The organism is Achromobacter sp. DMS1, assembly GCF_001270295.1.
Window position 1 is genome coordinate 1 of the sequence record NZ_LHSJ01000031.1, and the last position, 23,809, is coordinate 23,809.

Consider the following 23,809-nt stretch of genomic DNA (forward strand, 5'->3'; position numbering starts at 1 on the left):
CCCTGGTGCGCGTGCTGCCAGGGTATGCACTGGCGCCGCTGGCGCTGAGCCTGCTCGTCCGGTCGGACCGGCTCGTGCCCGTCCGCGTGAATGCCGTGGCGGAGATCGTCAGGGCCTGCGTGCCGCCGCAACTGGCGCAGCAGGATCCCGAGGCGCCGGCGGCCGCGCTGTCCGCTCCGTCCGCGCCGCGGCGCAACGGACGACGACTGCCCGGCGCGCCGCCCGCATAGCCGGCCCCGCGGAGCCTCGGGTTTCCCGTATGCCCGGGTCGCGCATAATATGGCTACTGCATCGACGACCTCATGCCTGATGACGGAGCTACATGCCTAACCTCGATATTCCCCAACCCCAGCCGGTGGTGGCGCCGGTTACCCGCAGCGCCATCTTCATGGTCGCCACCATCGCGCCGGGCAGCGAGAGCGCCGACAAGATACGCGCCCTGTGCGGCAACCTCGCGGCGCTGGTGCGCTCGGTCGGCAAGCGCGTGCCCGCCGGCAATCTCTCCTGTGTGCTCGGGTTCAGCGACAACGGCTGGGACACGCTGTTCGGCGACCCGCGGCCGGCCGGGCTGCACCCGTTCCGCGAGTTCCACGGCGGCGACCGCCACGCCATCGGCACGCCGGGCGACCTGCTCATGCACATACGCGCCGACCAGATGGACCTCTGTTTCGAGTTCGCCACCCAGGCCATGGCCCAGCTCGATGGCGCGGTGCAGGTCGTGGACGAAGTGCACGGCTTCCGCTATTTCGACCTGCGCAGCATGGTCGGCTTCGTCGACGGCACGGAGAATCCGGCTGGCCAGGAAGCCGTGGACTTCACGCTCATCCGCGACGAAGATCCCGATTTCGCCGGCGGCAGCTACGTGCTCGTGCAGAAGTACATCCACGACATGGACGGCTGGAACGCGCTCACGGTGGAACAGCAGGAGCGCATCATCGGCCGCACCAAGCTGTCGGACATCGAGCTCGACGAGGCGGTCAAGCCCACCAATTCCCACAGCTCGCTGACCACGCTCGAGGAAAACGGCCAGGAAATCAAGATCCTGCGCGACAACATGCCGTTCGGCCGGCCGGGATCGGGCGAGTTCGGCACCTACTTCATCGGCTATGCCCGTTCGCCGGCGCCCATCGAGCAGATGCTCGAGAACATGTTCGTCGGCAAGCCGCCGGGCAACTACGACCGGCTGCTCGACTTCAGCCGGGCGGCCACGGGCGGCCTGTTTTTCGTCCCTTCCGCCGAACTGCTCGAAGCGCTCGAAACGCGCGTCCCGCAGGGCGGCGGCGTCAGCCAGCCCGCCGCGGCGCCTCCCGAGGCGCCCGCGGCGCGCAATGACGGTTCCCTGAACATCGGCTCTCTCAAAGGAAAACCCCAGCATGAATAACCTGCATCGCGAACTTGCTCCCATTTCCAGCGCGGCCTGGTCGCAGATCGAAGACGAAGTCGCGCGCACCTTCCGCCGCTCCGTGGCGGGCCGCCGGGTGGTCGACGTGAAGGAGCCGGGCGGCCTCGAGCTGGCGGCCGTGGGAACCGGCCACCTGCGCGCCATCTCCCCGCCGCAGAAGGGCGTGGACGCCCGGGTTCGCGAAGTGCGGCCCATCGTGGAGCTGACCGTGCCGTTCGAGCTTAGCCGCGACGCCATCGACGACGTCGAACGCGGCGCCAACGATTCCGACTGGCAGCCCGCCAAGGACGCCGCCACCCAGCTCGCCTATGCCGAAGACCGCGCCATCTTCGACGGCTACAAGGCCGCGGGCATCGTGGGCATCCGCGAAGGCTCCTCCAACGCCAGGCTCGCCCTGCCGCAGACCGTGGCCGACTATCCCGCCGCCATCGGCAACGCGCTGGAGCAGTTGCGGCTGGCGGGCGTGGACGGCCCGTACTCCGTGCTGCTGGGCGCCGACGCCTACACCGCCCTCACCGAAGGACGCGACGGCGGCTACCCCATCATCGAGCACCTGCGCAATATCGTCAGCGGCGACATCATCTGGGCGCCCGCCATCAACGGCGGCAGCGTGCTGTCCACGCGCGGCGGCGACTTCGAACTGCACCTGGGCCAGGATCTCTCCATCGGCTACCAGAGCCACACCGACAGGGTCGTGCGCCTGTACCTGCGCGAAACGCTCACCTTCCAGATGCTGACGAGCGAAGCGTCGGTGTCGCTGGAACTGACGGCCTGAGCCTGGCGGCCTGAACGCCCGGGGCCCGCCGGCCCTGCCGGCCGCCACCAGCGGCTACCGGCCCCCCGCGACGTCCACCACCGTGCCGTGCACATAGGATGCCGCGGGCGAGGCCAGCCAGAGCACCGCTTCGGCCACTTCCTGCGGAGCGCCCGAGCGCTGCAAAGGCGTGGTGCGGGCAAGCGTCTCCATGGCTGCCTGGCCGCCGTGCACATCGTGGATGTCCGTCTGGATGAGGCCCGGCCGCACCGCGTTGACGCGTATGCCCTCGGCGCCGACCTCCTTGGCCAGGGCCAGCGTGAAGCTGTCTATGGCGCCCTTGGTGGCCGCATAGTGGCTGCCGCCGGCAAGCCCGCCCAGCCGCGAGGCCACGGAAGACAGGTTGACGATGGCGCCGCCACGCCCGCCGAAGCGGGTGGACATGCGCCGCACCGCCTGCCGGGCGCACAAGAACATGCTGTACACATTGGCCCGGAAAATCCGCTCCAGCCGTTCTTCGTCCATGTCCTCCACCCGGCAGCTGTCCAGCATGCCGGCGTTGTTCACCAGCACGTCCAGCGGCCCCAGCGTCTCGTCGACCGCGCGGAACAAGCGTTCCGCGGCGTCCTGCCGGCTCACGTCCGCCTGCACGGCGACGGCGCGGCCGCCCGCGCGGGCGATCTCGTCCACCAGGGCCTCGGCCGCCTGGCCGTTGCGCAGGTAGTTCACGCATACCGCGTAGCCCTGGCGGGCGGCGGCCTTCGCAACGGCCGCGCCGATGCCGCGGCCGCCGCCCGTGACCAGCATGGTCTTGTGCATGATGGCGTCCTTTTCGCGTGGAATCATTGGGGCTCGATGCCGGCTTTCTTGACGAGGTCGGCCCATTTGTCGATTTCGACGTCGATGAATTGCGTCAGCGCCCGGGGATCCTGGTAGCCGGGCGCGATGCCGGTTTCGATCATGCGTTTGGCCAGCGCGGGCTGGCCGAGCACGTCGCGCGCCGCCTGCGTCAGCTTGTCCACCACCGCCGGCGGCAAGCCCGAGGGGCCCACCAGGGCGAACCACGCCGTGATGTCGAAGCCCGGCACGGATTGCGCCAGGGGTGGCCAGCCGGGCGTGAGCGCGCTTTCCTTTTCGGCCGTGATCGCGATGGGTTTGAGGCGGCCGCCCTTGGCCTGGGCGATGGCATTGGCCGCGTCCACGAAGGTGAAGTCCAGGGTGCCGCCCAGCACGTCCGTGACGGCGTCCGGAATGCCCTTGTAGGGCACGGCGAGCACGTCCAGGCCGGCCTTGGACTTCAGCATGGCCAGCGACACCTGCGAGCTGGATGAGCCGAATCCCGCGGACAGCTTGCCGGGATGCCGTTTCACATACTCGATGAAGGCCCTGGCGTCGCTGGCGGGGAAATCGGAACGCACCATCAGGACCAGCAGGTTGGAGCCCAGGCCCGCCACGGGCGTGAAATCCTTGCGGGGATCGTAGGGCAGCTTCTTGAACAGGCTGACGTTGGCGGCGATAGCGGTGTTGGCGCTGATCATCAGCGTATATCCGTCGCGCGGGCTTTCGGTGAGCGCGCCCACCGCGATGATGCCTTGTGCGCCCGGGCGGTTTTCCACCACCATGGGCTGCCCCAGGATCTTCTGCATTTCGCCGCTGACGAGCCGGGCGAGCTGGTCGGTGGCGCTGCCCGCGGGAAACGGGACCAGGACGCGGATGGGCCGGTCCGGATAGGCGGCCGCGGCCGGCGCGCCGCTGCCCAGCAGGGCCGCGGCCGCCGCCACGGCCATGAGCAAGTTGCGAAGCATGGTTGTCTCCTCGTGTCGTTATGGGTGCTGCGGGGTACTGCGGTCGTGCGATGCGCTTGTGCGCAATGGTCTTCGGGGCGCGCCGCCCGCCCTAGCCGCGCAGGGGCATGGCGAGCAGGTGGAACGACAGCGACTTGCCGTGCAGGTCCAGGTCCAGAGAATCGTTCACACCGCCGTCCAGCACGTTCTCGAGCACGAAATTCAGGGCGCCGATGCGCGGCAGCAGATAGCGCCGCACCGCCGTGGGCCGGCGATAGGCGAAGTGCGCGGCCACGCGCTCGGGCGTGGCGCATTCCACCAGCAGCGGATAGTCCTCGGCCCGGTACGCGATCAGGCTGATGTTGGAGTGATTGCCTTTGTCGCCCGTGCGCGCGTGGGCCAGGTCATAGAGCGTGAGGGGTGCGGCGTTCATGGGCGGGACTCCCGGCCGGCAAAGTGGAAAGAGGCGGGAGCGAGCTCCCGAGGGACGAAGAAGTTGCGCATTGCCAGGCGCTGGCGCTTGCTGGTCTTGACGCCGCCGCCGCCGGCCGGGCCGCCGGTCCACAGGGCGGTGACCTCGCGGTGCAGCCGGTCGATGAGCGCCGGGTCGTCATGCCTGGCCGCGGCGCGCAGACGCACGTCGGTCGCGCCGCCCGCGGGAATGCCGGCGAGCATGCGGCCGGCGTCGTCGCCCAGGATGCTGCACAGGCCGATGAGATCGAAACGCAGGTCGAGCAGGCCGCCCAGGCGCTTGCGGATGACTTCCATGGCCAGCCGGGCGCGGGCTTCGGCGTTGGGGCCGGCGTAGGAAATCTCGGCGTCGCCCGCCCATCCGCCTTCGAAGAAGGCCGCGGCCTTGAGCGTAAGCGGCCGCGGATGGCCGCGCACGCCCGCCAGCCGCACGCGGCCGGGCGCCACTTCCTCGACCGTGGCCTCGCCGATGTCGGCCACCACGTCGGGCGTCAGGTAGGCGGCGGGGTCGTGCACCTCGTATAGGAGCTGCTCCTTTACCGTGCGTGCGTTGACGATGCCGCCGGTGTCGTCGGCCTTGCTCACCACGCAGGAACCGTCGGCCTGGATTTCGGCAATGGGAAAGCCCACGTCGTCCAGGCCGGGCACGTCTTTCTTTCCGGGGTCCGCGTAGTAGCCGCCGGTGACCTGGGCCGCGCATTCCAGCAGATGGCCCGCCATGGTGCCGCCGGCCAGCGCATCCCAGTTCTCGCGCGTCCAGCCGAAATGGGCGATGGCCGGTCCCAGCGTGAGCGAGGAATCGGCCACCCGGCCCGCGACCACGATCTGGGCCCCGGCCTGGATGGCTTGCGCGATCTCGAAAGCGCCCTGGTAAACGTTCGCGCTGACGAATCGCGTTTCGTCGAAGTCCGCGCCCAGCGCGGCGCGCAGCGGACCGCCGCGCTGGAGGCGCGCCGAGAGATCGTCTCCTTCCAGCACCGCGATGCGGGGCGCCGGCAGGCCCAGCTCCCCGGCCACGCGCAGGATGGCCCGGGCCGCGCCCGGCGGATTGGCCGCGCCGAAGTTGCCCACGATGACGATGCCGTGCGCCAGGCAGTCGGCCAGAATGGGCCTGAGCAGCGGCTCGAGCAGCGCTTCATAGCCCCTGGCCGGGTCGCTGCGGCGGGCGATCTGGGCAAAGGCCAGGGTGCGCTCGGCCAGCGTTTCGAAAATCAGCGCGGCGGGCGCGCCGCGCGCAATCAAGGTCCGCACCACGGGCGCCGGCGCATCCAGGCGGTCCCCGGAAAACCCCGCGCCGCAGCCCACATTCAGAACATCCATGCTCATCCTCCTGTCAGCGCGCCTAGATTGCGTCAGGTAGTTTGCTAAGTAAAATGGATTTATTCGAACCTTTATGTTGAAAAACCACATAATTAGCGGACGAGGCGCAACATGAATATCTCGGGTCGCCTGGTCGATGCCTTTCTGGCCCTGGCCGAGTCCGGCAAGTTCTCGGTGGCGGCGGACCGGTGCAACGTCTCGCCATCGGCGTTCAGCCAGATCATCAGCCGCCTGGAAGAACAGGTGGGCGCGCGCCTGTTCGACCGCGACACGCGCAACGTGAGCCTGACGGCGGAAGGGCAGCTTTTCCTCACGGGCGCCAGGCGCATCCACGCCGAATGGCAGGCCGCGCTTTCGGCCATACGCAACCAGTCGCAGCTCAATCAGGGGCGTGTCGCCATTGCCGCGCCGCCTTCGCTCAGCTCGGACTGGCTGCCTCGCCTGTTCGCCGATTTCCGCGCCGAGCATCCCGCGATCGTGCTGCGGCTCCATGACGTCATTTCGGAGCGCAGCCTCGACATGATCGCGGCGGGCGACGTGGATTTCGGCCTGAACGCCGTGCCGGGCAACGATCTGGAATTCGAGTCGGTGCTGCTCTTCAACGAGCCTTTCCGGCTCTTGTGCCGCAAGGACGATCCGCTGGCGGCGAACGCGGCGGTTTCGCTGCGGCAGCTGCGCGGCAGAGTGGCCGTGCAGACCACCCGCTTCGGCAGCGTGTGGCACTACACCCAGCCGCTGCTGGCCGCGGCGTCGATGCGGGACAGCGGGCTGGAGGTGTCGCAGTTCGGCACGCTGGCGGGGCTGGTGGCGGCGGGATTCGGGGTCAGCATCGTGCCCATGCTTGCCCTGCCGCTGTGCGGCCGGCCCGAGCTGGCGGCGCTGCCCATCGCCGATGCGAGCGCCCACCGGCCCATTTACCGCATCCGCCGCCGCAACCGCTCCCTGTCGCCGGCGGCGCAGGCCATGTGGGAGCGGATCGCGGACGCGCCCATCCCGGAGCCGCCCCGGCGCGCCGCGCGCCGCAGGCGCTAAGACGCGCGCGGCGCCTTTTCCGGGGCCGGAGGGCTCCGGGCCGCTCAACCGGACGGCAAGCCCTTGAAGTCCAGCAGGTTCCGCTTCACCAGGCTCAGCATGTCGGCCAGTTGGTGCCGCTGCGCGATGCTCAGCCCCTGGAGAATGGCCTCGCTCATCTGGTCGCTCTTGGCGCGCATGCGGTCGATCATGGCGCCTCCCGCGTCGGTCAGGTACACCAGCTTGGCACGGCGGTCCTGGACATCGGCGTCGCGCCGCACCAGGCCCTGGGCTTCGAGGCGATCGATCAGCCCGCCCAGCGCGGCGCGCCCGATGTCCAGCATTTCGGCGAGATCGCTCTGCGACATGCCGTCGTGGCGCGACAGGTACGCCATGACCCACCACTGCGAGCGCGTGATGCCTTCGGGTTTCATGACCTCGTCGAACACCTTGCGCCGCAGGCGCGAGACATCGTGCATCAGGAAGCCCAGCCGTTGATCCCAGTTGTCGTGGGGCGGGGGCCTGGCGCCGTCGCGCGCGTTGCCGGATGGGGAGGGAGCGTGTTTCTTGTTTGTCATGAGCGGGGGAGAGGTCGGGAAGCGGGGCCGGTCGCATCAGCGATCCGCGAGCCGGATCAGGCGTTTGCCGAGATTCGTGCCTTCGTACAGATCGGCAATGGACCCCGGCGCGGCCTCGAGGCCATCGAGGATTTCCTCGCGAAAGCGCAGTTCGCCGCTGCGCACCAGGGGAGCGAGATGGGCAATGGCCTCTTCGTAGCGATGTTCATAGTCCCATATCAGAAAGCCCGCCATGCGCGCAGCCTTGTTCAGCAGGTGGCGCTCGACGCGGGGCCCCTGCGGCCAGGGGTCCCAGCTGGCGACGGACGCCGTGCCGCAGACGATGATGCGCGCGTGCCGGTTGATCTGCGGCAGGACGGCGTCGCTGATGAGGCCCGCCGTATTGTCGAAGTACACGTCGATGCCGTCCGGGCAGGACTGGCGCAGCGCGTCGGGCAAATCCGGCTGGCGGTAATCGATGGCGGCATCGTAGCCGAACTCCGACAGGCACAGCGCGCACTTGTCCGCGCCGCCGGCGATGCCCACTGTGCGGCAGCCCCGCAGGCGGGCCAGTTGCCCGGCAATGGAGCCCACGGCGCCGGCTGCCGTGGAAACCGCCACAGTCTCTCCCGGGCGAGGCTCGCCCAGCTCCTGGAGCGCGAAATAGGCTGTCACGCCGTTCAGGCCCAGCACCCCGAGCGACAGCGAAAGTGGCAGATCCGTTTCCGTCACCCGCCGGCGGATCGCCTGGCCGTCGCTGACGGCGTACTCCTGCCAGCCCAGCATGCCCATGACCAGCGCGCCTTCCGGATACTCGGGATGGCGGGAGGCGATCACCCGCCCGGCGGCAAAAGCGCGCATGACTTCGCCCAGGCCGACCGGCTCCGAGTAATTGGCCGCCGCATTGACCCAGCCGCGCATGGCCGGATCCACCGACAGGAAAAGATTCTGCACCAGGAACTGCCCGGGCTGCAGCGCCGGCACCGGCGCGGCGCGGATCTCGAAATGCTCGGCGCGGGGTATGCCCAGCGGCCGCGACTTGAGGACGATCTGGCGGTTGGAGCGTGCGGACATGCGGAGTCTCCTCGGGTTGTCACCTATTTAGTATGCATGAATACATTATGGTAGGATATTTTTAACCGACTATAGAGCATCCGCGGCTTCATGGGTGCGGGGAGACGAAAAATGGCTGGGCTGTATTACGGGCAGTTCCAACTGGGGCAACGCTTTCTTCACGACGTGCGGCGCACCGTGACGGAAGCGGACAACGTGCTGTTCAGCGCCATGACGCACAATCCCGCGGCTATCCATCTCGACGCCGAGTATGCCAAGGGCACGGAATTCGGCCGGCCCATCCTGAACAGCGCGTTCACGCTCGGGCTGATGGTGGGCATTTCGGTGTCCGACACCACGCTGGGCACCACGGTAGGCAACCTGGGATGGGACGAAGTGCGCTTCCCGCGGCCGGTGTTTCCCGGCGACACGCTGCACGTGGAAACCGAAGTGCTGGAGATGCGGGACAGCAAGTCGCGCCCGGAAAACGGCATCGTGGTGTTTGCGCATCGCGCCTACAACCAGCGCGACGAACTGGTGGCCTCCTGCCGGCGCGTGGCGCTGATGCTGCGCCGACCCGCGCGTCGCGCGGCCTGAGCAGGGGAAATCCATGGACTTCGCCCTGACCGCAGAGCAGGAAGCCATCCGCCGCGCCGTGCAGGACACGGCCGCGCGTTTCGACGACGATTACTGGCTGCGCAAAGACCGTGAAGGCGGTTTTCCCGAGGAGTTCCACCGCGCCATGGCGGCTGCGGGCTGGCTGGGCATCGCGATGCCGGCGCAGTACGGAGGATCGGGTCTGGGCATTTTCGAGGCGGCGCTGATGATGGAGGCGGTGGCGGCCTCCGGCGCCGGGCTTGCGGGCGCCTCGGCCATTCACATGAACGTCTTCGGATTGCATCCGGTGGTGGTGCACGGCAGCGACGAACAGCGCGCGCGCTGGCTGCCTCCCATCATCGGCGGCGAGCAGAAGGCGTGTTTCGGCGTCACCGAGCCGAACACCGGCCTCAATACCCTGAAGCTGCGCACCCTGGCCGTGCGGCAGGGCGACCGCTACGTGGTCCACGGCCAGAAGATCTGGATTTCCACTGCGCAGGTGGCGAACAAGATTCTGCTGCTGGCGCGCACCACGCCCCTGGACCAGGTAACCGAGCCGACGCATGGCCTGAGCCTTTTCTATACCGACCTGGACCGCAGCCGGGTGAGCGTGCGCGAAATCGAGAAGCTCGGGCGCAAGGCGGTGGACTCGAACGAGCTGTTCATCGACGGCCTGGAAGTGCCGGTCGAAGACCGGATCGGCGAAGAGGGCAAGGGCTTCTCATATATTCTCCACGGCCTGAACCCCGAGCGCGTGCTGCTGGCGGCAGAGGCCACCGGCCTGGGCCGGGCGGCCCTGCGGCGGGCGGCGGGGTATGCCGCCGATCGCATCGTGTTCGACCGTCCCATCGGCCAGAACCAGGGCATCCAGCATCCGCTGGCCGAACGGTGGGTGGAGCTGGAGGCATCCGAACTGCTCTACCGGCGCGCGGCCTGGCTCTACGACCAGGGGCTGCCGTGCGGCGCCGAAGCCAACGCGGCCAAGTTCTTCTGCGCCGAATCGGGTTTCCGCGCTTGCGAAACCGCGGTCCTCACGCACGGAGGCATGGGCTACGCGAAGGAATACCACGTGGAGAGATATTTCCGGGAGGCGATGCTGCCGCGGATCGCCCCGGTGTCCATCCAGCTGATCCTGAGCTATATCGCGGAGCGCGTGCTCGGGCTGCCCAAGTCGTACTAGCGCCCGCGTCCGGGCCCGGCGCTTCGCCATGAGCGCCGCGCTCCGCGGGCGCCGCTTCAGTCCTGTCGATCGAGGAGGCTGCGCAGATGAACCGAATAGGCCTGGACGTGGCGCGCCATGCGGCGCCGGGCCGCGTCCGCGTCCTGCTTCTCGACCGCGTCCAGGATGCGGGCGTGGGCCTGCAGCACCAGGCTGCGCACTTCGTCGGTGGCGAAGTCCTTGAGGGCGGACGCTTCGTGGATCAGGTTGGCGATCGAGCGCATGAAGGCTTCGAGCAGGGGATTGCGGCTGGCCGCGGCCAGCGCGCAATGCCAGTTCACGTTTTCCGCGAGATAGCGGGGAACGTCGGCATAGGCTTCGCGCAGCCGGGCGTCGATCTGGCGCAGCGTGGCCAGATCCTCGTCCGTGCGATGCCGCGCCGCGAGTTCGGCGATGGGGGGCTCGATGGCCTCGCGCGCCTCGATGATGGAAGCCAGCGGCAGGCGGCTGCCCCGCGCGAAGAGGGCGATCTGGCGCGATACCGTGGAGCCCGTCGGCCGGGTGGCGCGCGAGCCGCCGTAGCGGCCCGGGCGGGTGCTCACCAGGCCCTCCGCTTCCAGGATGCGCAGGGCTTCGCGCACCGAGCCCCGGCTCAGCCCGGTCTGCTCCACCAGGTCGCGCTCGCCCGGCAGCATGGCGCCGTCCGGAAAACTGCCGTCCAGGATCTTCTGGCGCAGATGGTCGGCCAGGACGTCGCAGGATTTGGGGATGCGCAGGGTATCGAGTTGCGGCAACGCCGCCGTGCGAGCGGAATCGGGTTTCATGGCGTGATCGTCTAGTTAAGGGTTTTCCATGGCGCGGCCATGATTTTAATTGTTTGACCATTGACTGGTTGAATATTAGCATGGGCAAACACAGAAACCGAGGCGGCAAGCCGAGGCGAGGAGACATCATGAAGAAATCACCGAAGGTCATCATTACCTGCGCCGTTACGGGTTCCATTCATACGCCCAGCATGTCGCCGCACCTGCCCATCACCGCCGCGCAGATCGCCGACGACGCGGTGGCCGCCGCCGAGGCGGGCGCGGCCATGCTGCACCTGCACGCGCGAGACCCCGAAACCGGCAGGCCCGACCAGAGCCCGGAACGCTTTGCGGCATTCCTGCCCGACATCAAGGCGCGCACGGACGCCATCATCAACATCACGACCGGCGGCGGCCTGGGCATGACGCTGGACGAACGCTTGGCCCCGGCCAAATGGGCGCAGCCGGAAGTCGCGTCCATGAACATGGGTTCGCTGAACTTCAATATCTCGGGCGCCGGCGAGCGCATCCGCGCGTTCCGCCATAGCTGGGAGCAGCCCTACCTGGAAATGACGCGGGATTTCATTCTCTCCAACACGTTCAGCCAGATCGAGCGCGGCATCGGCGAACTTTCCGCCATGGGCACGCGCTTCGAGTTCGAGTGCTACGACGTCGGGCATCTGTACAACCTGGCCCATTTCGCGGACCGCGGCCTGGTGAAGCCGCCGTTCTTCCTGCAGTGCATTTTCGGCATCCTGGGCGGCATCGGCGCCGACCACGACAACCTGCTGCACATGCGCACCATCGCCGATCGTCTTTTCGGCGAAGACTATTACCTCTCGGTGCTGGCGGCCGGCAAGCATCAGATGTCCTTCGTCACCATGAGCGCGCTGCTGGGCGGCAATGTGCGCGTGGGGCTGGAAGACAGCCTTTACGCCGGCAAGGGCAGGCTCGCCGTCTCGAACGCGGAGCAGGTGGCGAAGATCCGCCGCATTCTCGAAGAGCTTTCCCTGGAGATCGCCACGCCGCAGGAAGCGCGCGAAATGATACAGACCAAGGGCCGCGACAACGTCGCGTTCTGATTGCCGGCACCTGCGCAAGGAGACAGGCATGGATGCGTTGCAGGGATTGCGGGTCGTCGATTTCTCCAAGGTGCTGGCCGGGCCGTTGTGCACCCAGTACCTGGGAGACATGGGCGCGGAGATCATCAAGGTGGAATCGCCGCGCGGCGACGATACCCGGCACTGGCCGCCGTTTCGCGATGGCGACGGCACGGTGTTCCTCAGCGCCAACCGCAACAAGCGGAGCGTGGCGCTGGACCTGAAGTCGGAACCCGGACGGGAAGCGGCGCTGCGCCTGCTGGCGAGCGCCGACATCGTGGTCGAGAGCTTCGGGCCGGGCGTGGCGCGGCGGCTGGGCATCGACTACGACAGCGCGGCGGCGCTGCGTCCCGATGTCATCTATTGCAGCATTTCCGGATTCGGCAGCCAGGGGCCGCTGCGCGACGGCAAGGGCTACGACGTGATTCTGCAGGCGTTCAGCGGCATGATGGCGCTGACCGGCGAGGAAGACGGGCCGCCCGTGCGCAGCCCGATCTCGCCCATCGACCAGGCCACCGGCATGCACGCGGCCATCGGCATCCTGGCGGCGGCCGTCAAGCGCCTGCGCACCGGCAAAGGTTCGCGCATCGAAGCGTCGCTGTTCGACACCTCGATGGCGTTCATGGCCTACGTCATGCAGAGCTTCTGGGAGCGCGGCGCCGAGCCGCGGCGCTGGGGCTCCGCCCACGAGTCGCTGTGCCCCTATCAGGTGTTCCAGGCCAGCGACCGCCCCATTCTGCTGGGCGTGGCCAACGACACCCTGTGGCAGGCATTCTGCCGCGAGGTGGACGCGCCGGCCCTGGCGGAAGACGCCCGCTATGCCACCAATGCCGGGCGCGTGGCGCACCGCGAGGCAGTGCTGGCCGAAGTGGCCGCGCTGCTGGCGCGCGACACGCGCGACGCCTGGATCGAACGGTTTTCCCGCGTGGGCATTCCGTGCGCGCCCATCCTGGGCGTTTCCGAGGTGCTGGCGCATCCGCACACCCTGGCCAGCGGCATGATCCAGAAGCTGCCGCGCGGCGCGGATGCGCAGCTGCGGGTGGTGTCCCAGCCCCTGCGGTTCGACGGCGAGCGCCCCGCCGCGCAGCGGCCGCCCCCCGCGCTGGGCGAACACACGCGCGAGATCCTCGCTTCGCTGGGTTACGGCCCGCAAGACATAGACCGCATCGCCGGGCAAGCCTGAGCCCCGGCCGGCCCGGTCCGCCCGCGGACCGCGGCGTCATAGAAGGAGACAACCCGGTGTCCATCGACTTTTCCGTCGGCGACGGCGTCGCCACCATCACCATCAACCGGCCCGAAAGACGCAATGCCCTCGATGCCGAGCACTACGCGCTGCTGTCGCAGGCGTGGCAGCGCGTGCGCGACGACGACGCGATCCGCGTGGCCGTCGTCACCGGCGCGGGCGACCAGGCGTTCTGCGCCGGCGCCGACCTCAAGTCCTTCATCGGCGCGCCGCCCGGCCTGGGCGCCCTGATGCGCACCCAGCAAGACCAGTTGCTCAACCGGGGCATCGAACTCTGGAAACCCGTGGTGGCGGCCGTCAACGGCTATTGCCTGGGCGGGGGCATGACCTTGCTGCTGGCCACCGATCTGCGCGTCTGCTGCGAGTCGGCCGTTTTCGGGTTGAGCGAGGTGCAGCGGGGCGTGTTTCCGGCCAACGGCGGCACCCAGCGCATCATCCAGCAATTGCCCCACGCCATCGCCATGGAGATGCTGCTCATCGGCGACAGGTTCGATGCCGCCACGGCGGCGCGCTGGGGGCTGGTCAACCAGGTCGTGCCGGCGGACGGACTGATGGACGCCGCCATGGCGTACGCGCGCCGCCTGGCCGCCAACGCGCCGCTGGCCGTGCAGGCCGCCAAGGAGCTGGCGCTGCGCAGCCGCGACCTGGACCTCGCTGCGGGGCTGCGCATGGAGCAGGTCTTCCTGCGGCTGCTGCAGACCTCGGAAGACGTGCAGGAAGGAACGAAAGCCTTCGCGCAACGGCGCAAGCCGCATTTCCGCGGATGCTGAGCGGACCGCAACACCAACCATTGACGGGAGTTCCCATGCCTTTGAGATCTTTACTGTTCGTGCCCGGCGACAGCGAACGCAAGCAGGCCAAGGCCGCGGGCGCCGGCGCCGACGCCCTGATCCTCGACCTGGAGGATTCGGTCGAGGCTTCGCGGCTGCCGCTGGCGCGCGGCATGGTGCGCGAGTACCTGGAGGCCAACCGGGGCGCGGCGGCGCAGCTCTGGGTGCGCATCAACCCGCTGGACTCCGGGCTGGCGCTGGACGACCTGGCCGCGGTGGCGCGCGCGCGCCCGCGGGCATCCTGCTGCCCAAGGTCAACGGCGCGGCCGACATCGTCCTGCTCGACCGTTACCTCAGCGCGCTGGAAGCGCGCGACGGCCTGGCCCTGGGCGGCATCGGCATCATGCCCGTGGCCACGGAGACGCCGCAGGCCATGTTCACGCTGGGCGGCTATGCGGGATGCAGCCCGCGCCTGCGCGGACTGACCTGGGGCGCGGAAGACCTGGCGGCGGCGGTGGGCGCGGCCAGCAACCGCCTGGACAACGGCGAGTACGACTTCACCTACCGCATGGCCCGTTCGCTGTGTCTGCTGGGCGCGCATGCCGCGGGCGTGCCCGCCATCGACACCATCTGGGGCAATTTCCGCGACCCGGAAGGGCTGGCCAAGGACGCCGCCAGCGCCCGGCGCGCGGGTTTCAGCGGAAAGATCGCCATTCATCCCGACCAGGTGGCGCCGATCAACCAGGCGTTCACGCCGGACGCGGCCGACATCGAGCGGGCCCGCCGCATCGTGGCCGCGTTCGAGCAGTCGCCCGGCGTGGGAACGCTGCAGCTCGACGGGGAAATGCTGGACCGCCCGCACCTCAAGCAGGCCCAGCGCATCCTGGCGAACGTTCCCGCGCCGCAATAGGGCGCGGGCCCACCGCGCGCAGATGGCGGGGGCCTCTCTACCGAAGGAGACACACCATGCATTCACTAACAGGAAAGCTGTGCGCGGCCGTCTTCGCCACGCTCGCGTGCGCCTCGGCGCAAGCCCAGCCCGCATACCCGTCGCAGCCGGTGCACATGATCACGGCATTCGCCGCGGGCAGCGCCAGCGACATCGTGGCGCGCATGATCGCCGAAAAGCTGCAAGGCGAACTGGGCCAGCCGGTCATCGTCGAGAACAAGGCCGGCGCCTCGGGCCAGGTCGCCTCGGATTTCGTGGCCCGCGCCCAACCCGACGGCTACACCATCATGCTGGCGACCAACACCACGCATTCCTCCAATCCCTACCTGTTCAAGCAGTTGCGCTACGACCCGGTCGCCGATTTCACCCCGCTGGTGCAGGTATGCAATTTTCCGTTCGTGCTGGTGGTGGGCAGCAAGGTGCCGGCCAGGAACGTGGCCGAGCTGCTGGCCTATGGGAAGGCGCATCGCGGCGCGGTGAACTATGCATACGGCAACAGCACCGGACAGATCGCCGCGGCGTCCTTCGACAAGATAACGGGCATGGAGGCCGCCGCCATTCCCTACAAGAGCACGCCGCAAGCCATGACCGACGTGATCGGCGGGCGCACCACGTTCATGTTCGTGGATCTGGCGTCGGCGGCGGGGCACATCCAGAGCGGCGCGCTGCGGGCGCTGGCGGTGTCCACCGAGCGGCGCAGCACGCTCGCGCCCGATCTGCCGCCCGTGTCCGAAGCGCTGGGCAAGCCCGGCTTCGACCTGGCAGCCTGGGTCGGCATATTCGGACCGGCCAGGATGCCCGAGGCGGTGTCGGCGCGCCTGGCCGACACGCTCTACCGCATTGTTTCGTCCGCCGAGATCCAGCAGAAGCTCAGGCAGATGGGCGCCGATCCCACGCCGGCCCGGGCCGCGGCATTCGGCTCCTTCGTGGCGCGGCAGAAATCGGTGTGGGGCGAGAAGGTTAGGCAGGCGGGCATCGAACCTCAATAAGCGCGGGGTAGGCATCATCGCCACGTCGCCCATCGTGCTGGCGGCCGGCCCCGCGTCGCCCTTCGGCACGCTGGACGAGCTGCTGGCTTGTGCGAAGGCCCATCCCGGCCAGGTCAGCTACGGCACGCCCGGCGTGGGCACGCCGCAGCACCTGGCCGTGGAGCTGCTCGTGCACATGACCGGCGCGCGCATGACCCACGTGCCCTACAAAGGTTCGAGCCAGCCCTTGTCCGACCTGCTGGCCGGCCACATTCCGCTGGTGTCGGCCGCCATCAACCCGGCGCAGCCGTACATCGGCTCGGGCAAGCTGCGTGGGCTGGCGGTGGCGGACGCGCATCGTGTCGCGAGCCTGCCGGACCCGCCCGCCATCGCGGAGAAGGTGCCCGGCCATGAAGTCCGCATCTGGTACGGCCTGATGGCGCCGGCCGGCACGCCCGACGACGTGGTGGCCCGCCTGAACCAGGCCCTGGCCGCCGCCGCCGGCCATCCCGACATGCAGAAGCAGATGCGCGAGCTGGGCTACGAGCGCGCGCTGGACACGCCCGGCGCCATGGACCGCGAGGTCCGCGACGACGTGAAGAAATGGGGCGAGGCGATCCGGGCGGCGGGCCTGAAGCCGGAATAGCGGAACGCGGGGACGGTCCGGGCTGGAAGCTAGAAGCCGGCGCGCAGCGCGGTGTCGGCGAGCAGGTCGGCCAGGCGCGTCGCGGCCAGCGAGCGCGGGCGGTCGCGGGGGTAGACGAGCACCACGCCGAACTCGATGCGGGGCCGAAACGGCAGGAAGACCAGATCGTCCAGGCCGGCCGGCAGCGCGCTGAGGCGGTCCACGAGCGCCACGCCCGCGCCGTGCTTCACCATGAGACAGGCCGTCAGCGACGAGCTGGCCTCGATGCCCACGGCCGGCGGCGCCATGGAGCGGCGCTTGCAGGCTTCGGCGATGGCCTGCCCGAGGCGGGTGGATGCGCCCAGCGAGATGACGGGTTCCCTGCCGAGGTCGCGCGCGTCGACGTGTCGGCGCGAGGCCAGCGGATGGTCCTTGCGCACCACGCAGGCGATCTCGGATTTGGCCAGCGGCGTGGTGTCCACCGCGGGGTCTTCGACCGGCGCGTACACCACGCCCATGTCGGCTTCGCGGCGCGACACCCTGTCGATGGCCAGCGGCGTGGGCAGCGAGCGCACGTAGATGCCGAGCTGGGGGCTGAGCTTGCGCAGCGCCGCCACGGCCTCGGGCAGCAGCGCGTTGACGAGCGTGGGCGAGGTGGCGACGACGAGCTGGCCGGCCCTGCCGTCGCGCAGTTCCTGGGCGACGCGCTGGACCGCCTGCACGCGCCCGAAGATGTCGTTTACGTCGGGCAGCAGCGCCAGGGCTTCCGGCGTCGGGTGCAGGCGTCCGCCGATGCGCTCGAAGAGCTTCATGCGCAGTTGCTGCTCGGTATGTTTCAGCACCGCGCTGACGGCCGGCTGCGTGACGCAGAGGTCGCGGGCCGCGCCCGTGACCGAGCCGGCCTTGATGATGGCGTGGAAGACTTCCAACTGGCGCAGGTTCACTGCGGGCCTCCGGCATGCGGGTCCGCGCTCCGCCGGCCGCGGGTGCCTGCGGCGGGGCGCTACCGAAGCATTATGCCTGCGCGCGCGGCCGCGGCCCAGCGCCGCCGCGCGCGGACCGCGTCACAGTTCCAGCGGGTTGGTTCCCTGCCGCGCGATGGTTTCCTGGAACGATTTCGGCGTTACCGCATACACCTCGAACGAGGCGGGCACGTGCTCGGCCCATTGGTTCAGCAGCACATGCAGCTTCTCGTGCGAGTCCACCTCCAGCACGACGATGGCGCCGCGGCCGACCTTGTTCCACACGTGCCGGACCACGCCGGCCGCTTCCAGCCCGTTGAGCCAATCCCAATAGGCTTTCTGGCCGGGGCGCATGGACGAGGGGCGCTCGGGGCGCGGCGAACTGATGACCAGAAACAGCATGGGGCTCTCCTTGCGGCTGGCGTTCAGCCGAGTTGCAGTGAAATGTTCCTGGCGATGCGGGCCCACTTGTCCATGTCCTCGGCGATGTACCGGGCCGCGGAGGCCGCGGACACTTCGTCGGGCGGTTCGATCCCCATTTCCGACATGCCGCGGCGGAACGCCGGATCGGACAGCGTCTCGCGGGACGCGCCCTGAAGGCGGCCCGAGACTTCGGGCGCAATGCCCCGCGGCCCCAGGAGGAACAGGGCGGTGGCGGACACGAGATCGGGATATCCCGCCTCGCGCGTCGTGGGCACGTCGGGCAGGGCGCCGATGCGCTTGGGCCAGAACGTCGCCAGGATGCGGACCTTGCCCGCCTGCACGAACGGCAGGTGAGGCACCGCGCTGTCGAACATGACCTGGACGCGGCCGGCCAGCAGGTCCTGCAATGCGGGTCCGCTGCCCTTGTAGACGATGTGCTCGAGTTTCAGGCCGCCGGCGCGATCCTTGAAGAACTCGCCGGTCAGGTGCGAGATGCCGCCGATGCCGCCCGAACCATACGAGTACTTGCCGGGATTGGCGCGCAGCAGCGCGACGAGTTCGGCCAGCGTGTGCGCCGGCAGTCCGGGGTTGACGGCCAGCACCATGGGCTGCACGCCCATGATGCCGATGGCCGAGAAGTCCTTGCGCGGGTCGTATTCGAAGGCGGGGTTGGTGGCGGGACCGGCGGTGGTGTTGCTGGAGGTGCCCAGCATCAGCGTGTAGCCGTCCGCCGGCGCGCGCAGCGTGGCCATCGCCGCGATGGCGCCCGCCGCGCCGGCCTTGTTCTCCACCACCACGCTCTGGCCCAGGCGCTGTCCCATGGCCTGCCCGTAGCGGCGCCCGAATACGTCGGTGGAACCGCCTGGCGAGAACGGAATGAGCAGCCGGATGGCGCGCTCGGGATAGGGCGGCGCGGCCCAGGTCCGGCCCAGGGCCGCCCAGGCGGCGCCGGCTCCCAGCGCGGCCAGGATATCGCGGCGTTTCATGGCGCAAGCCCTCCATAGTTGAGCGGCAGGCCGGGGCGCGGCCAGTCCAGCTCGACCAGGCGTCCCGCGTACGACTGCGTGACGCAGGCCGTGCGCAGGCCCGGGCCGCCGAAACACAGGTTGGTGATATGGGTGTCGCCCTCGACGGGCACGAAGCTCGTGTCGCCGTCCGGCGTGATGACCGTGATGCCGCCCACGTCCAGCGTGCCCACGCAGACATTGCCGCCCGCTTCGACCGCCAGCGAGTCGAAGCGGCGGTAGCCGGGGCCCGCGGCGACCAGGCGGCCGCCGTGCGGCGGAGGGGGCCGGGGCGTGGCGCAGTTCGCCGGGCCCGGCCACTTCCCATGCCCACAACCGGGCCGTCTCGGTTTCGGCCACGTACAGGGTCTTGCCGTCGGGCGAAAGGCCGACGCCGTTGGGGCGCGAGATCGGAAAGATGACTTCGCGGATCAGCGACCCGTCGGCGCGCGCATAGCATACGCAGCCGCGGTCGGCGTCGCGGTGGCGGGTCTTGCCGGGGTCGGTGAAATAGAAGCCGCCGTGCGCGTCGAAGACCAGGTCGTTGGGGCCGCGCACCGGATTGGCGCCCACCCGGTCGTACAGCACCTCGAAGCGGCCAGTGTCCAGGTCGACCCGCTCGATACGGCCGCCGGAGTAGTCGTCGGCCTGGCCGGCCGTGACCATGCGGCCGTCCGCGCGCTGCACGAACTTGAAGCCGCCGTTGTTGCAGACATAGACCTTGCCGTCCGGCCCCAGCGCGCAGCTATTGGGGCCGCCGCCCAGCTTCGCGACGACGCGCTTGCCGCCGTCGGGGTCGATGCGCGTCAGGGTCTGGCGTCGAATCTCCACCACCAGCCAGCCGCCGTCCGGCAGGGCGACGGGGCCTTCGGGAAACCACAGGTCTTCGGCAATGATGCGCATGAACAGACTCCCAGGGGAAAAAGTGCCGGGCGCGGCGGGCAAGGGCGCGCCACGAAAAGCGCGCATCCGGCTAGCCCGGATGCAGGGCGCGCACGGCGGCGGCCTTCTGGCGCGCCGCCTGCACGAAGAATGCCCAGTCGTTGCCCGCCGTGACGTAGCGCGCGCCCAGGCCGACGACCTGCTCCAGGACCTCCGGAGCCGAGCCCAGGCCGCCCGCGCCGAGGTACTTGCCGTGGCGCCCGCAGGCTGCCGCGACCCGCCGGTAGGCGTCGAGAATGCGCGGATCGGAGAAACGGCCGGGTATGCCGTAGGTATCGCACAGGTCATTGCTGCCGATGTGCAGGATGTCCACGCCTTCCACGGCGGCGATCTCTTCGGCGTTGTCGATGGCTTCGGGCGACTCCAGCATGGCGATCACCACGGTCTGCGACTCGATCAGCAGGCGGGCTTCGGCGGCGGGGACGCTGCGGTACGACAGCTGTGGCCATTGCGCCGCCACCGAGCGTTGTCCCCGCGGCGGAAAGCGGCAGGCGGCCACGATGCAGCGCGCCTGTTCGGCGCAGGTCACGTGCGGGGCCACGATGCCCGCGGCGCCGGCATCCAGGATGCGCGCCGCGTAGTGGCTGTCGTGGCAGGGAATGCGCACCAGCGGCGTGAGGCCGCCGAGCAAAGCCGCGACGCAGATCTGCGCCGCCGCTTCCTCGCCGATGCACGCGTGTTCCAGGTCGATCATGAGGGCGTCGTAGCCGCAACCCAGCGCGGCGGATACGACATCCACGCTGCGGCACTGTTTGACGATCATCGACAGGCCGAGGCCGCCGGCGCGCAGCCGGTCCATCAGGGGATTGGGCAGGGAAGCGGGCGTGTTCATGCGTTTCCTCAGTCTATGGAGGCGCCGGAGCGCTTCACGATGTCGGCGGAACGGGTGATTTCGGCGCGGAGGAAATCGCCGAACGCCTGGGGCGTGGAGCCGATGAGCTCGTAGTCGGACAGCCGCTCGATGACTTTCGGGTCGGCCAGCGCCTGTCCGACCTGGGCGCTGAGCAGGCCGATGACGGGCGCGGGCGTGCCGGCCGGCGCGAGGATGCCGAACCAGGAGCTGAAGTCGTAATCGGGGTAGCCGCTTTCCGCGATGGTCGGCACCTCGGGCAGGCCCTTGAAACGCTCGCGCGTGGTGACGGCCAGCGCCCGCAGGCGCCCGTCGCGGATGTAGCCGCTGACCACGGGCAGCGCGGCGAACTGCATTTCGACCCGTCCGGCCAGCAGGTCGGGCATGACCGAGCCGCTGCCCCGGTAGGGCACGTGGACGATGTCGATGCCCGATTGCATCTTCAGCAGCTCGCCGGTCAGGTGGTTGACCGTTCCGCTGCCCGCCGAGGCAAAGTGCATCTGGCCTGGATGGGCCTTGGCATACGTGATGAATTCCGCGAAGCTGCGGGCCGGCACTTTCGGGTTCACCACCAGCACGTGCGGATTGCGCGCCACGAGCGAGACGGGCGCCAGGTCTTTGAGCGTGTCGAAATCGAGATGCTTGTACAGGGTCGGATTCACAGCCAGGTTGTTGGTCTGCATCAGCAGCGTGTAGCCGTCGGGCTCGGCCTTGGCCAGCAGCTCGGTGGCGATCAGCGTGTTGCCGCCCGCATGGTTCTCGACGACGACGGCCTGCGGCAGGCGGCGCGACATGCTTTCGGCCACCACCCGCGCCAGGATGTCCGTGCCGCCGCCGGGCGTGAAGGGAACGATCAGCCGGATAGGGCGGGTGGGGTATTGCGGGGCCTGGGCCGGAGGCTGGGCGCCCGCGCCGCCCGCGGCCAGCGCGAGCGTCATACAGGCCAGGGCGTTGCTGAACCGGGTGCGCATGGTTTCGTCTCCTGTGTCGTTGTTATGGAAGGCATGCGGATCAGCGGGGCTCCACCACGATATCGGATGGGGCCAGGGGTTCCCCGCGCAGCACCTTCATGATGTTGCCCAGGGCGTGGCGCGCCACGTGCTCCACGTTGTCGAAGGCCGCTCCGCCCATGTGGGGCGTAAGCACCACCTGGTCCAGCGCATACAGGGGGCAGTCGTCGGGGGGCGGTTCGGGATCGAAAGCGTCCAGCCCCGCGCCGCGCAGATGGCCGCTGCGCAGGGCGTCCAGCAAGGCGGCGGTATCGACCAGCTCGCCGCGCGCCGTGTTGATGAGAATGGCGCCCGGCTTCATTGCGGCCAGCGCGCGCGCGTCCAGCATGCGGCGCGTCTGCGGCGTGGCCGGCGCGTGCAGGCTGAGAATGTCGGATTCGGCAAGCAGCACGGCAACATCCACCCGCGTGGCGTTCAGGGCGCGCTCGGTGTCGGCATCCGCGCGCTGCGGATCGGTGTACAGGATGCGCGCTTCGAAACCCGACAGCTTCCTGGCGACCGAGCGCCCGATATGGCCGAAGCCATAGAGCCCGACCGTCTTGCCGCCGAGCTGGTGGCAGAGCTCGCGCATTTCGGCCTTGAGCCAGCGGCCCTGCCGCAGCGCCGCGTCGGCCTGCGCCAGGCGCCGGCTCACCGCAAGCATCAGCATGACGGCGTGCTCGGCCACCGGCCCCGCATTCGACCCCGCCGTGATGGCCAGGCCTATGCCCCGGCGGCGCGCCGCATCGACATCGATGCGGTCCACGCCGATGCCCCACTTCTCGATGAACCGCAGCCGGGGCGCGTTGGCAAGCAGGGCCTCGCTGACCCGGGCCCATCCCACCAGCGCGAAATCGGCCTGCGCGATCAGGGCGGCCTGCTCGGCTTCGTCATAGCTGCGGGCGAAATGCAGATCCAGTTCCGGCGGGGCGTTGCGCCGCACGGCCTCCTGCACCGCTGGCGTCCAGACGTCCAGACAGGCGAGAAAACGGCGGGCGGCCGGCTCCGCCGCGCCGTCGCATTCGCGCGGGCTCACGCGGGCACCTCTTCGTAGGCCTGCAGCGGCGCGCCTTGCAGCATGATCCGGTAAAGGTAGCGCAGCTGCGTCGGGTCGTAGTCGGCGTTGGCCTGGTGCATGACGCTGCGGTTGTCCCAGATGACCAGGTCCCCCGGTTTCCACTGATGCCGGTATTCATAGCGCGGCTGGGTGGCGTGGGCGAAAAGGCGGGCGATCAGCGCATGGGCTGCGTCGTCCGGCATGCCTGCTATGCCTTCCATGCGGCCGGTGTTCAGGTACAGGGCGGGCCGCCCGTTTTCCGGATGGCGGATCACCAGCGGCTGCAGGGCCTGCGGAATTGCGGCCCGCTGCTCGGGCGTGAGTTCGGCCATCTTGCGCGTGCTGCGGCTGCTTTCGTATACGTGCCGCGAATGCAGCCCCGCGATGGCCCGCCGGGTCGCTTCGTCCAGATCGTCATAGGCCGCGCGCACGTCGACGAATTGGGTGTCGCCGCCGCGGTCCGGCAGGTTGATGGCGTACAGCATCGTCGCCTTCGGCGGCGCGGGGTAATTGGAATGATCGGTATGGAATTCCTCGCCGCGCACGTGGAGCCTGCCGTCGCGGATGGGCAGGTCGCGCGAGGAGATCGTGCCCACTTCGGGATAGTCCGGCAGCACGAACTGCTTGAGCTGCTGCACGAGAATGTCCCCGAACAGGCGCGCCGCATCCGCGAACTGGGGCGCGGTGAGGCGCTGGTCGCGGATCACCAGCACGGCATGCTCGATCCAGGCGTCGTACAGCGCCTTGCGCAGCGCGGGGCCGGCGGGTTCGGTCAGGTCGATGCCGGTCACTTCGGCGGCCAGCACGGGGGTGAGCGGTTTCAGCGTGTAGGTCATGGCAGGGCCTGCGGGAAAAGAGGACGGGGAACCGGGAAAGCGAGTTCATTGTCCGGTCTTTGCCCGCGGCTTTCTAATCACGGTTTTGCCGCCAGCCATAAGCCATATTGATGGGTCGGGAAGGAGCCGGGCGGGCCTGCCGCCGCGGCTGCGGGAACGCGCGCGGGCGCGGTTTCAGGC

The 23,809-nt window shown here is 69.2% G+C and carries 25 protein-coding genes and 3 pseudogenes; 12 read left to right on the plus strand and 16 right to left on the minus strand.

The features are described 5' to 3' along the window. The 3 genes and pseudogenes from AD428_RS26700 to AD428_RS05980 form a co-directional block, all read left to right on the plus strand. Positions 1-230, plus strand: a pseudogene (locus AD428_RS26700) (hypothetical protein); the annotation flags it as partial. A 92-nt stretch (positions 231-322) separates the two neighbouring features. Beyond that, on the plus strand, positions 323-1,381 hold the full coding sequence (locus AD428_RS05975; RefSeq protein WP_053244523.1) for a Dyp-type peroxidase: 1,059 nt from the start codon (positions 323-325) through the stop codon (positions 1,379-1,381). Next, positions 1,374-2,177, plus strand: coding sequence for a family 1 encapsulin nanocompartment shell protein (locus AD428_RS05980; protein WP_053244524.1), 804 nt, complete (start codon positions 1,374-1,376; stop codon positions 2,175-2,177). Before AD428_RS05975 ends, AD428_RS05980 begins: the two co-directional genes overlap by 8 nt. Positions 2,178-2,231: 54 nt before the next feature. On the opposite strand, the gene AD428_RS05985 is transcribed toward AD428_RS05980, so the two are convergent. The 4 genes from AD428_RS05985 to AD428_RS06000 all read right to left on the minus strand — a co-directional run bounded on the left by AD428_RS05985 (position 2,232) and on the right by AD428_RS06000 (position 5,731). Next, entirely contained in the window at positions 2,232-3,002 is a 771-nt protein-coding gene (locus tag AD428_RS05985; protein ID WP_235489265.1) for an SDR family oxidoreductase, read from the minus strand. After that, complete coding sequence (locus AD428_RS05990; protein WP_053244525.1) at positions 2,999-3,961, minus strand: Bug family tripartite tricarboxylate transporter substrate binding protein; 963 nt, start codon at positions 3,959-3,961, stop codon at positions 2,999-3,001. Before AD428_RS05990 ends, AD428_RS05985 begins: the two co-directional genes overlap by 4 nt. A gap of 91 nt (positions 3,962-4,052) precedes the next feature. Continuing rightward, positions 4,053-4,373, minus strand: coding sequence for an AtuA-related protein (locus AD428_RS05995; protein WP_053244526.1), 321 nt, complete (start codon positions 4,371-4,373; stop codon positions 4,053-4,055). Continuing rightward, positions 4,370-5,731 (minus strand): acyclic terpene utilization AtuA family protein, encoded by a 1,362-nt coding sequence (locus AD428_RS06000; RefSeq protein WP_369798704.1) that lies wholly within the window; start codon positions 5,729-5,731, stop codon positions 4,370-4,372. The genes AD428_RS05995 and AD428_RS06000 overlap by 4 nt, the downstream gene beginning before the upstream one ends. 111 nt (positions 5,732-5,842) lie before the next feature. Here AD428_RS06000 and AD428_RS06005 point away from each other — a divergent pair, with 111 nt between their 5' ends. Beyond that, the gene (locus tag AD428_RS06005; protein WP_053244528.1) at positions 5,843-6,763 is read left to right on the plus strand and encodes a LysR family transcriptional regulator; all 921 of its coding nucleotides are present in this window, start codon (positions 5,843-5,845) and stop codon (positions 6,761-6,763) included. Between the two features lie 44 nt (positions 6,764-6,807). On the opposite strand, the gene AD428_RS06010 is transcribed toward AD428_RS06005, so the two are convergent. Next, on the minus strand, positions 6,808-7,320 hold the full coding sequence (locus AD428_RS06010; protein ID WP_053244529.1) for a MarR family winged helix-turn-helix transcriptional regulator: 513 nt from the start codon (positions 7,318-7,320) through the stop codon (positions 6,808-6,810). Positions 7,321-7,356: 36 nt separating this feature from the next. After that, positions 7,357-8,373: an NADP-dependent oxidoreductase gene (locus AD428_RS06015; protein ID WP_053244530.1), complete on the minus strand. Its 1,017-nt coding sequence runs from the start codon at positions 8,371-8,373 to the stop codon at positions 7,357-7,359. 111 nt (positions 8,374-8,484) lie between these two features. Between AD428_RS06015 and AD428_RS06020 the strand changes: the two genes are divergently transcribed. Both AD428_RS06020 and AD428_RS06025 read left to right on the plus strand, forming a co-directional pair. Then, on the plus strand, positions 8,485-8,949 hold the full coding sequence (locus AD428_RS06020; RefSeq protein WP_053244531.1) for a MaoC family dehydratase: 465 nt from the start codon (positions 8,485-8,487) through the stop codon (positions 8,947-8,949). A 13-nt stretch (positions 8,950-8,962) separates the two neighbouring features. After that, positions 8,963-10,129, plus strand: a complete 1,167-nt coding sequence (locus AD428_RS06025) for an acyl-CoA dehydrogenase family protein (protein WP_053244532.1) — start codon at positions 8,963-8,965, stop codon at positions 10,127-10,129. 56 nt (positions 10,130-10,185) lie between these two features. Here the strand turns inward: AD428_RS06025 and AD428_RS06030 are convergent, their stop codons facing one another. Continuing rightward, entirely contained in the window at positions 10,186-10,932 is a 747-nt protein-coding gene (locus tag AD428_RS06030; RefSeq protein ID WP_053244479.1) for a FadR/GntR family transcriptional regulator, read from the minus strand. Positions 10,933-11,060: 128 nt separating this feature from the next. Here AD428_RS06030 and AD428_RS06035 point away from each other — a divergent pair, with 128 nt between their 5' ends. From AD428_RS06035 to AD428_RS06060, 6 genes and pseudogenes are all read left to right on the plus strand, one after another. Beyond that, positions 11,061-11,993, plus strand: a complete 933-nt coding sequence (locus AD428_RS06035) for a 3-keto-5-aminohexanoate cleavage protein (protein WP_053244533.1) — start codon at positions 11,061-11,063, stop codon at positions 11,991-11,993. A 28-nt stretch (positions 11,994-12,021) separates the two neighbouring features. Next, positions 12,022-13,194: a CaiB/BaiF CoA transferase family protein gene (locus tag AD428_RS06040; RefSeq protein ID WP_053244534.1), complete on the plus strand. Its 1,173-nt coding sequence runs from the start codon at positions 12,022-12,024 to the stop codon at positions 13,192-13,194. Positions 13,195-13,250: 56 nt separating this feature from the next. After that, complete coding sequence (locus tag AD428_RS06045; RefSeq protein ID WP_053244535.1) at positions 13,251-14,024, plus strand: enoyl-CoA hydratase/isomerase family protein; 774 nt, start codon at positions 13,251-13,253, stop codon at positions 14,022-14,024. 35 nt (positions 14,025-14,059) lie between these two features. Further along, a pseudogene (locus AD428_RS06050) lies at positions 14,060-14,934 on the plus strand (HpcH/HpaI aldolase/citrate lyase family protein). Positions 14,935-14,990: 56 nt separating this feature from the next. Continuing rightward, positions 14,991-15,962, plus strand: a complete 972-nt coding sequence (locus AD428_RS06055; RefSeq protein WP_053244536.1) for a Bug family tripartite tricarboxylate transporter substrate binding protein — start codon at positions 14,991-14,993, stop codon at positions 15,960-15,962. Positions 15,963-15,978: 16 nt separating this feature from the next. After that, positions 15,979-16,587, plus strand: a complete 609-nt coding sequence (locus AD428_RS06060) for a tripartite tricarboxylate transporter substrate-binding protein (protein ID WP_432205839.1) — start codon at positions 15,979-15,981, stop codon at positions 16,585-16,587. A gap of 29 nt (positions 16,588-16,616) precedes the next feature. Here AD428_RS06060 and AD428_RS06065 read toward each other — a convergent pair whose 3' ends face one another. From AD428_RS06065 to AD428_RS06100, 9 genes and pseudogenes are all read right to left on the minus strand, one after another. Beyond that, the gene (locus AD428_RS06065; protein WP_053244538.1) at positions 16,617-17,510 is read right to left on the minus strand and encodes a LysR family transcriptional regulator; all 894 of its coding nucleotides are present in this window, start codon (positions 17,508-17,510) and stop codon (positions 16,617-16,619) included. Positions 17,511-17,630: 120 nt separating this feature from the next. Further along, positions 17,631-17,930: a DUF3303 family protein gene (locus AD428_RS06070; RefSeq protein WP_053244484.1), complete on the minus strand. Its 300-nt coding sequence runs from the start codon at positions 17,928-17,930 to the stop codon at positions 17,631-17,633. Between the two features lie 23 nt (positions 17,931-17,953). Further along, entirely contained in the window at positions 17,954-18,937 is a 984-nt protein-coding gene (locus tag AD428_RS06075; RefSeq protein WP_053244539.1) for a Bug family tripartite tricarboxylate transporter substrate binding protein, read from the minus strand. Then, positions 18,934-19,218: an SMP-30/gluconolactonase/LRE family protein gene (locus AD428_RS29290; RefSeq protein WP_369798705.1), complete on the minus strand. Its 285-nt coding sequence runs from the start codon at positions 19,216-19,218 to the stop codon at positions 18,934-18,936. The genes AD428_RS06075 and AD428_RS29290 overlap by 4 nt, the downstream gene beginning before the upstream one ends. Positions 19,219-19,321: 103 nt before the next feature. Continuing rightward, a pseudogene (locus tag AD428_RS29295) lies at positions 19,322-19,924 on the minus strand (SMP-30/gluconolactonase/LRE family protein); the annotation flags it as partial. Positions 19,925-19,928: 4 nt separating this feature from the next. Continuing rightward, the gene (locus AD428_RS06085; RefSeq protein WP_053244540.1) at positions 19,929-20,729 is read right to left on the minus strand and encodes an HpcH/HpaI aldolase family protein; all 801 of its coding nucleotides are present in this window, start codon (positions 20,727-20,729) and stop codon (positions 19,929-19,931) included. An 8-nt stretch (positions 20,730-20,737) separates the two neighbouring features. Continuing rightward, positions 20,738-21,718, minus strand: coding sequence for a tripartite tricarboxylate transporter substrate binding protein (locus AD428_RS06090; protein ID WP_235489267.1), 981 nt, complete (start codon positions 21,716-21,718; stop codon positions 20,738-20,740). A 40-nt stretch (positions 21,719-21,758) separates the two neighbouring features. Beyond that, the gene (locus AD428_RS06095) at positions 21,759-22,772 is read right to left on the minus strand and encodes a 2-hydroxyacid dehydrogenase (RefSeq protein WP_053244541.1); all 1,014 of its coding nucleotides are present in this window, start codon (positions 22,770-22,772) and stop codon (positions 21,759-21,761) included. Further along, a complete protein-coding gene (locus AD428_RS06100) occupies positions 22,769-23,629 on the minus strand; it encodes a TauD/TfdA dioxygenase family protein (protein WP_053244542.1) in 861 nt (286 codons plus the stop codon). The genes AD428_RS06095 and AD428_RS06100 overlap by 4 nt, the downstream gene beginning before the upstream one ends. Positions 23,630-23,809: the final 180 nt, after the last annotated feature.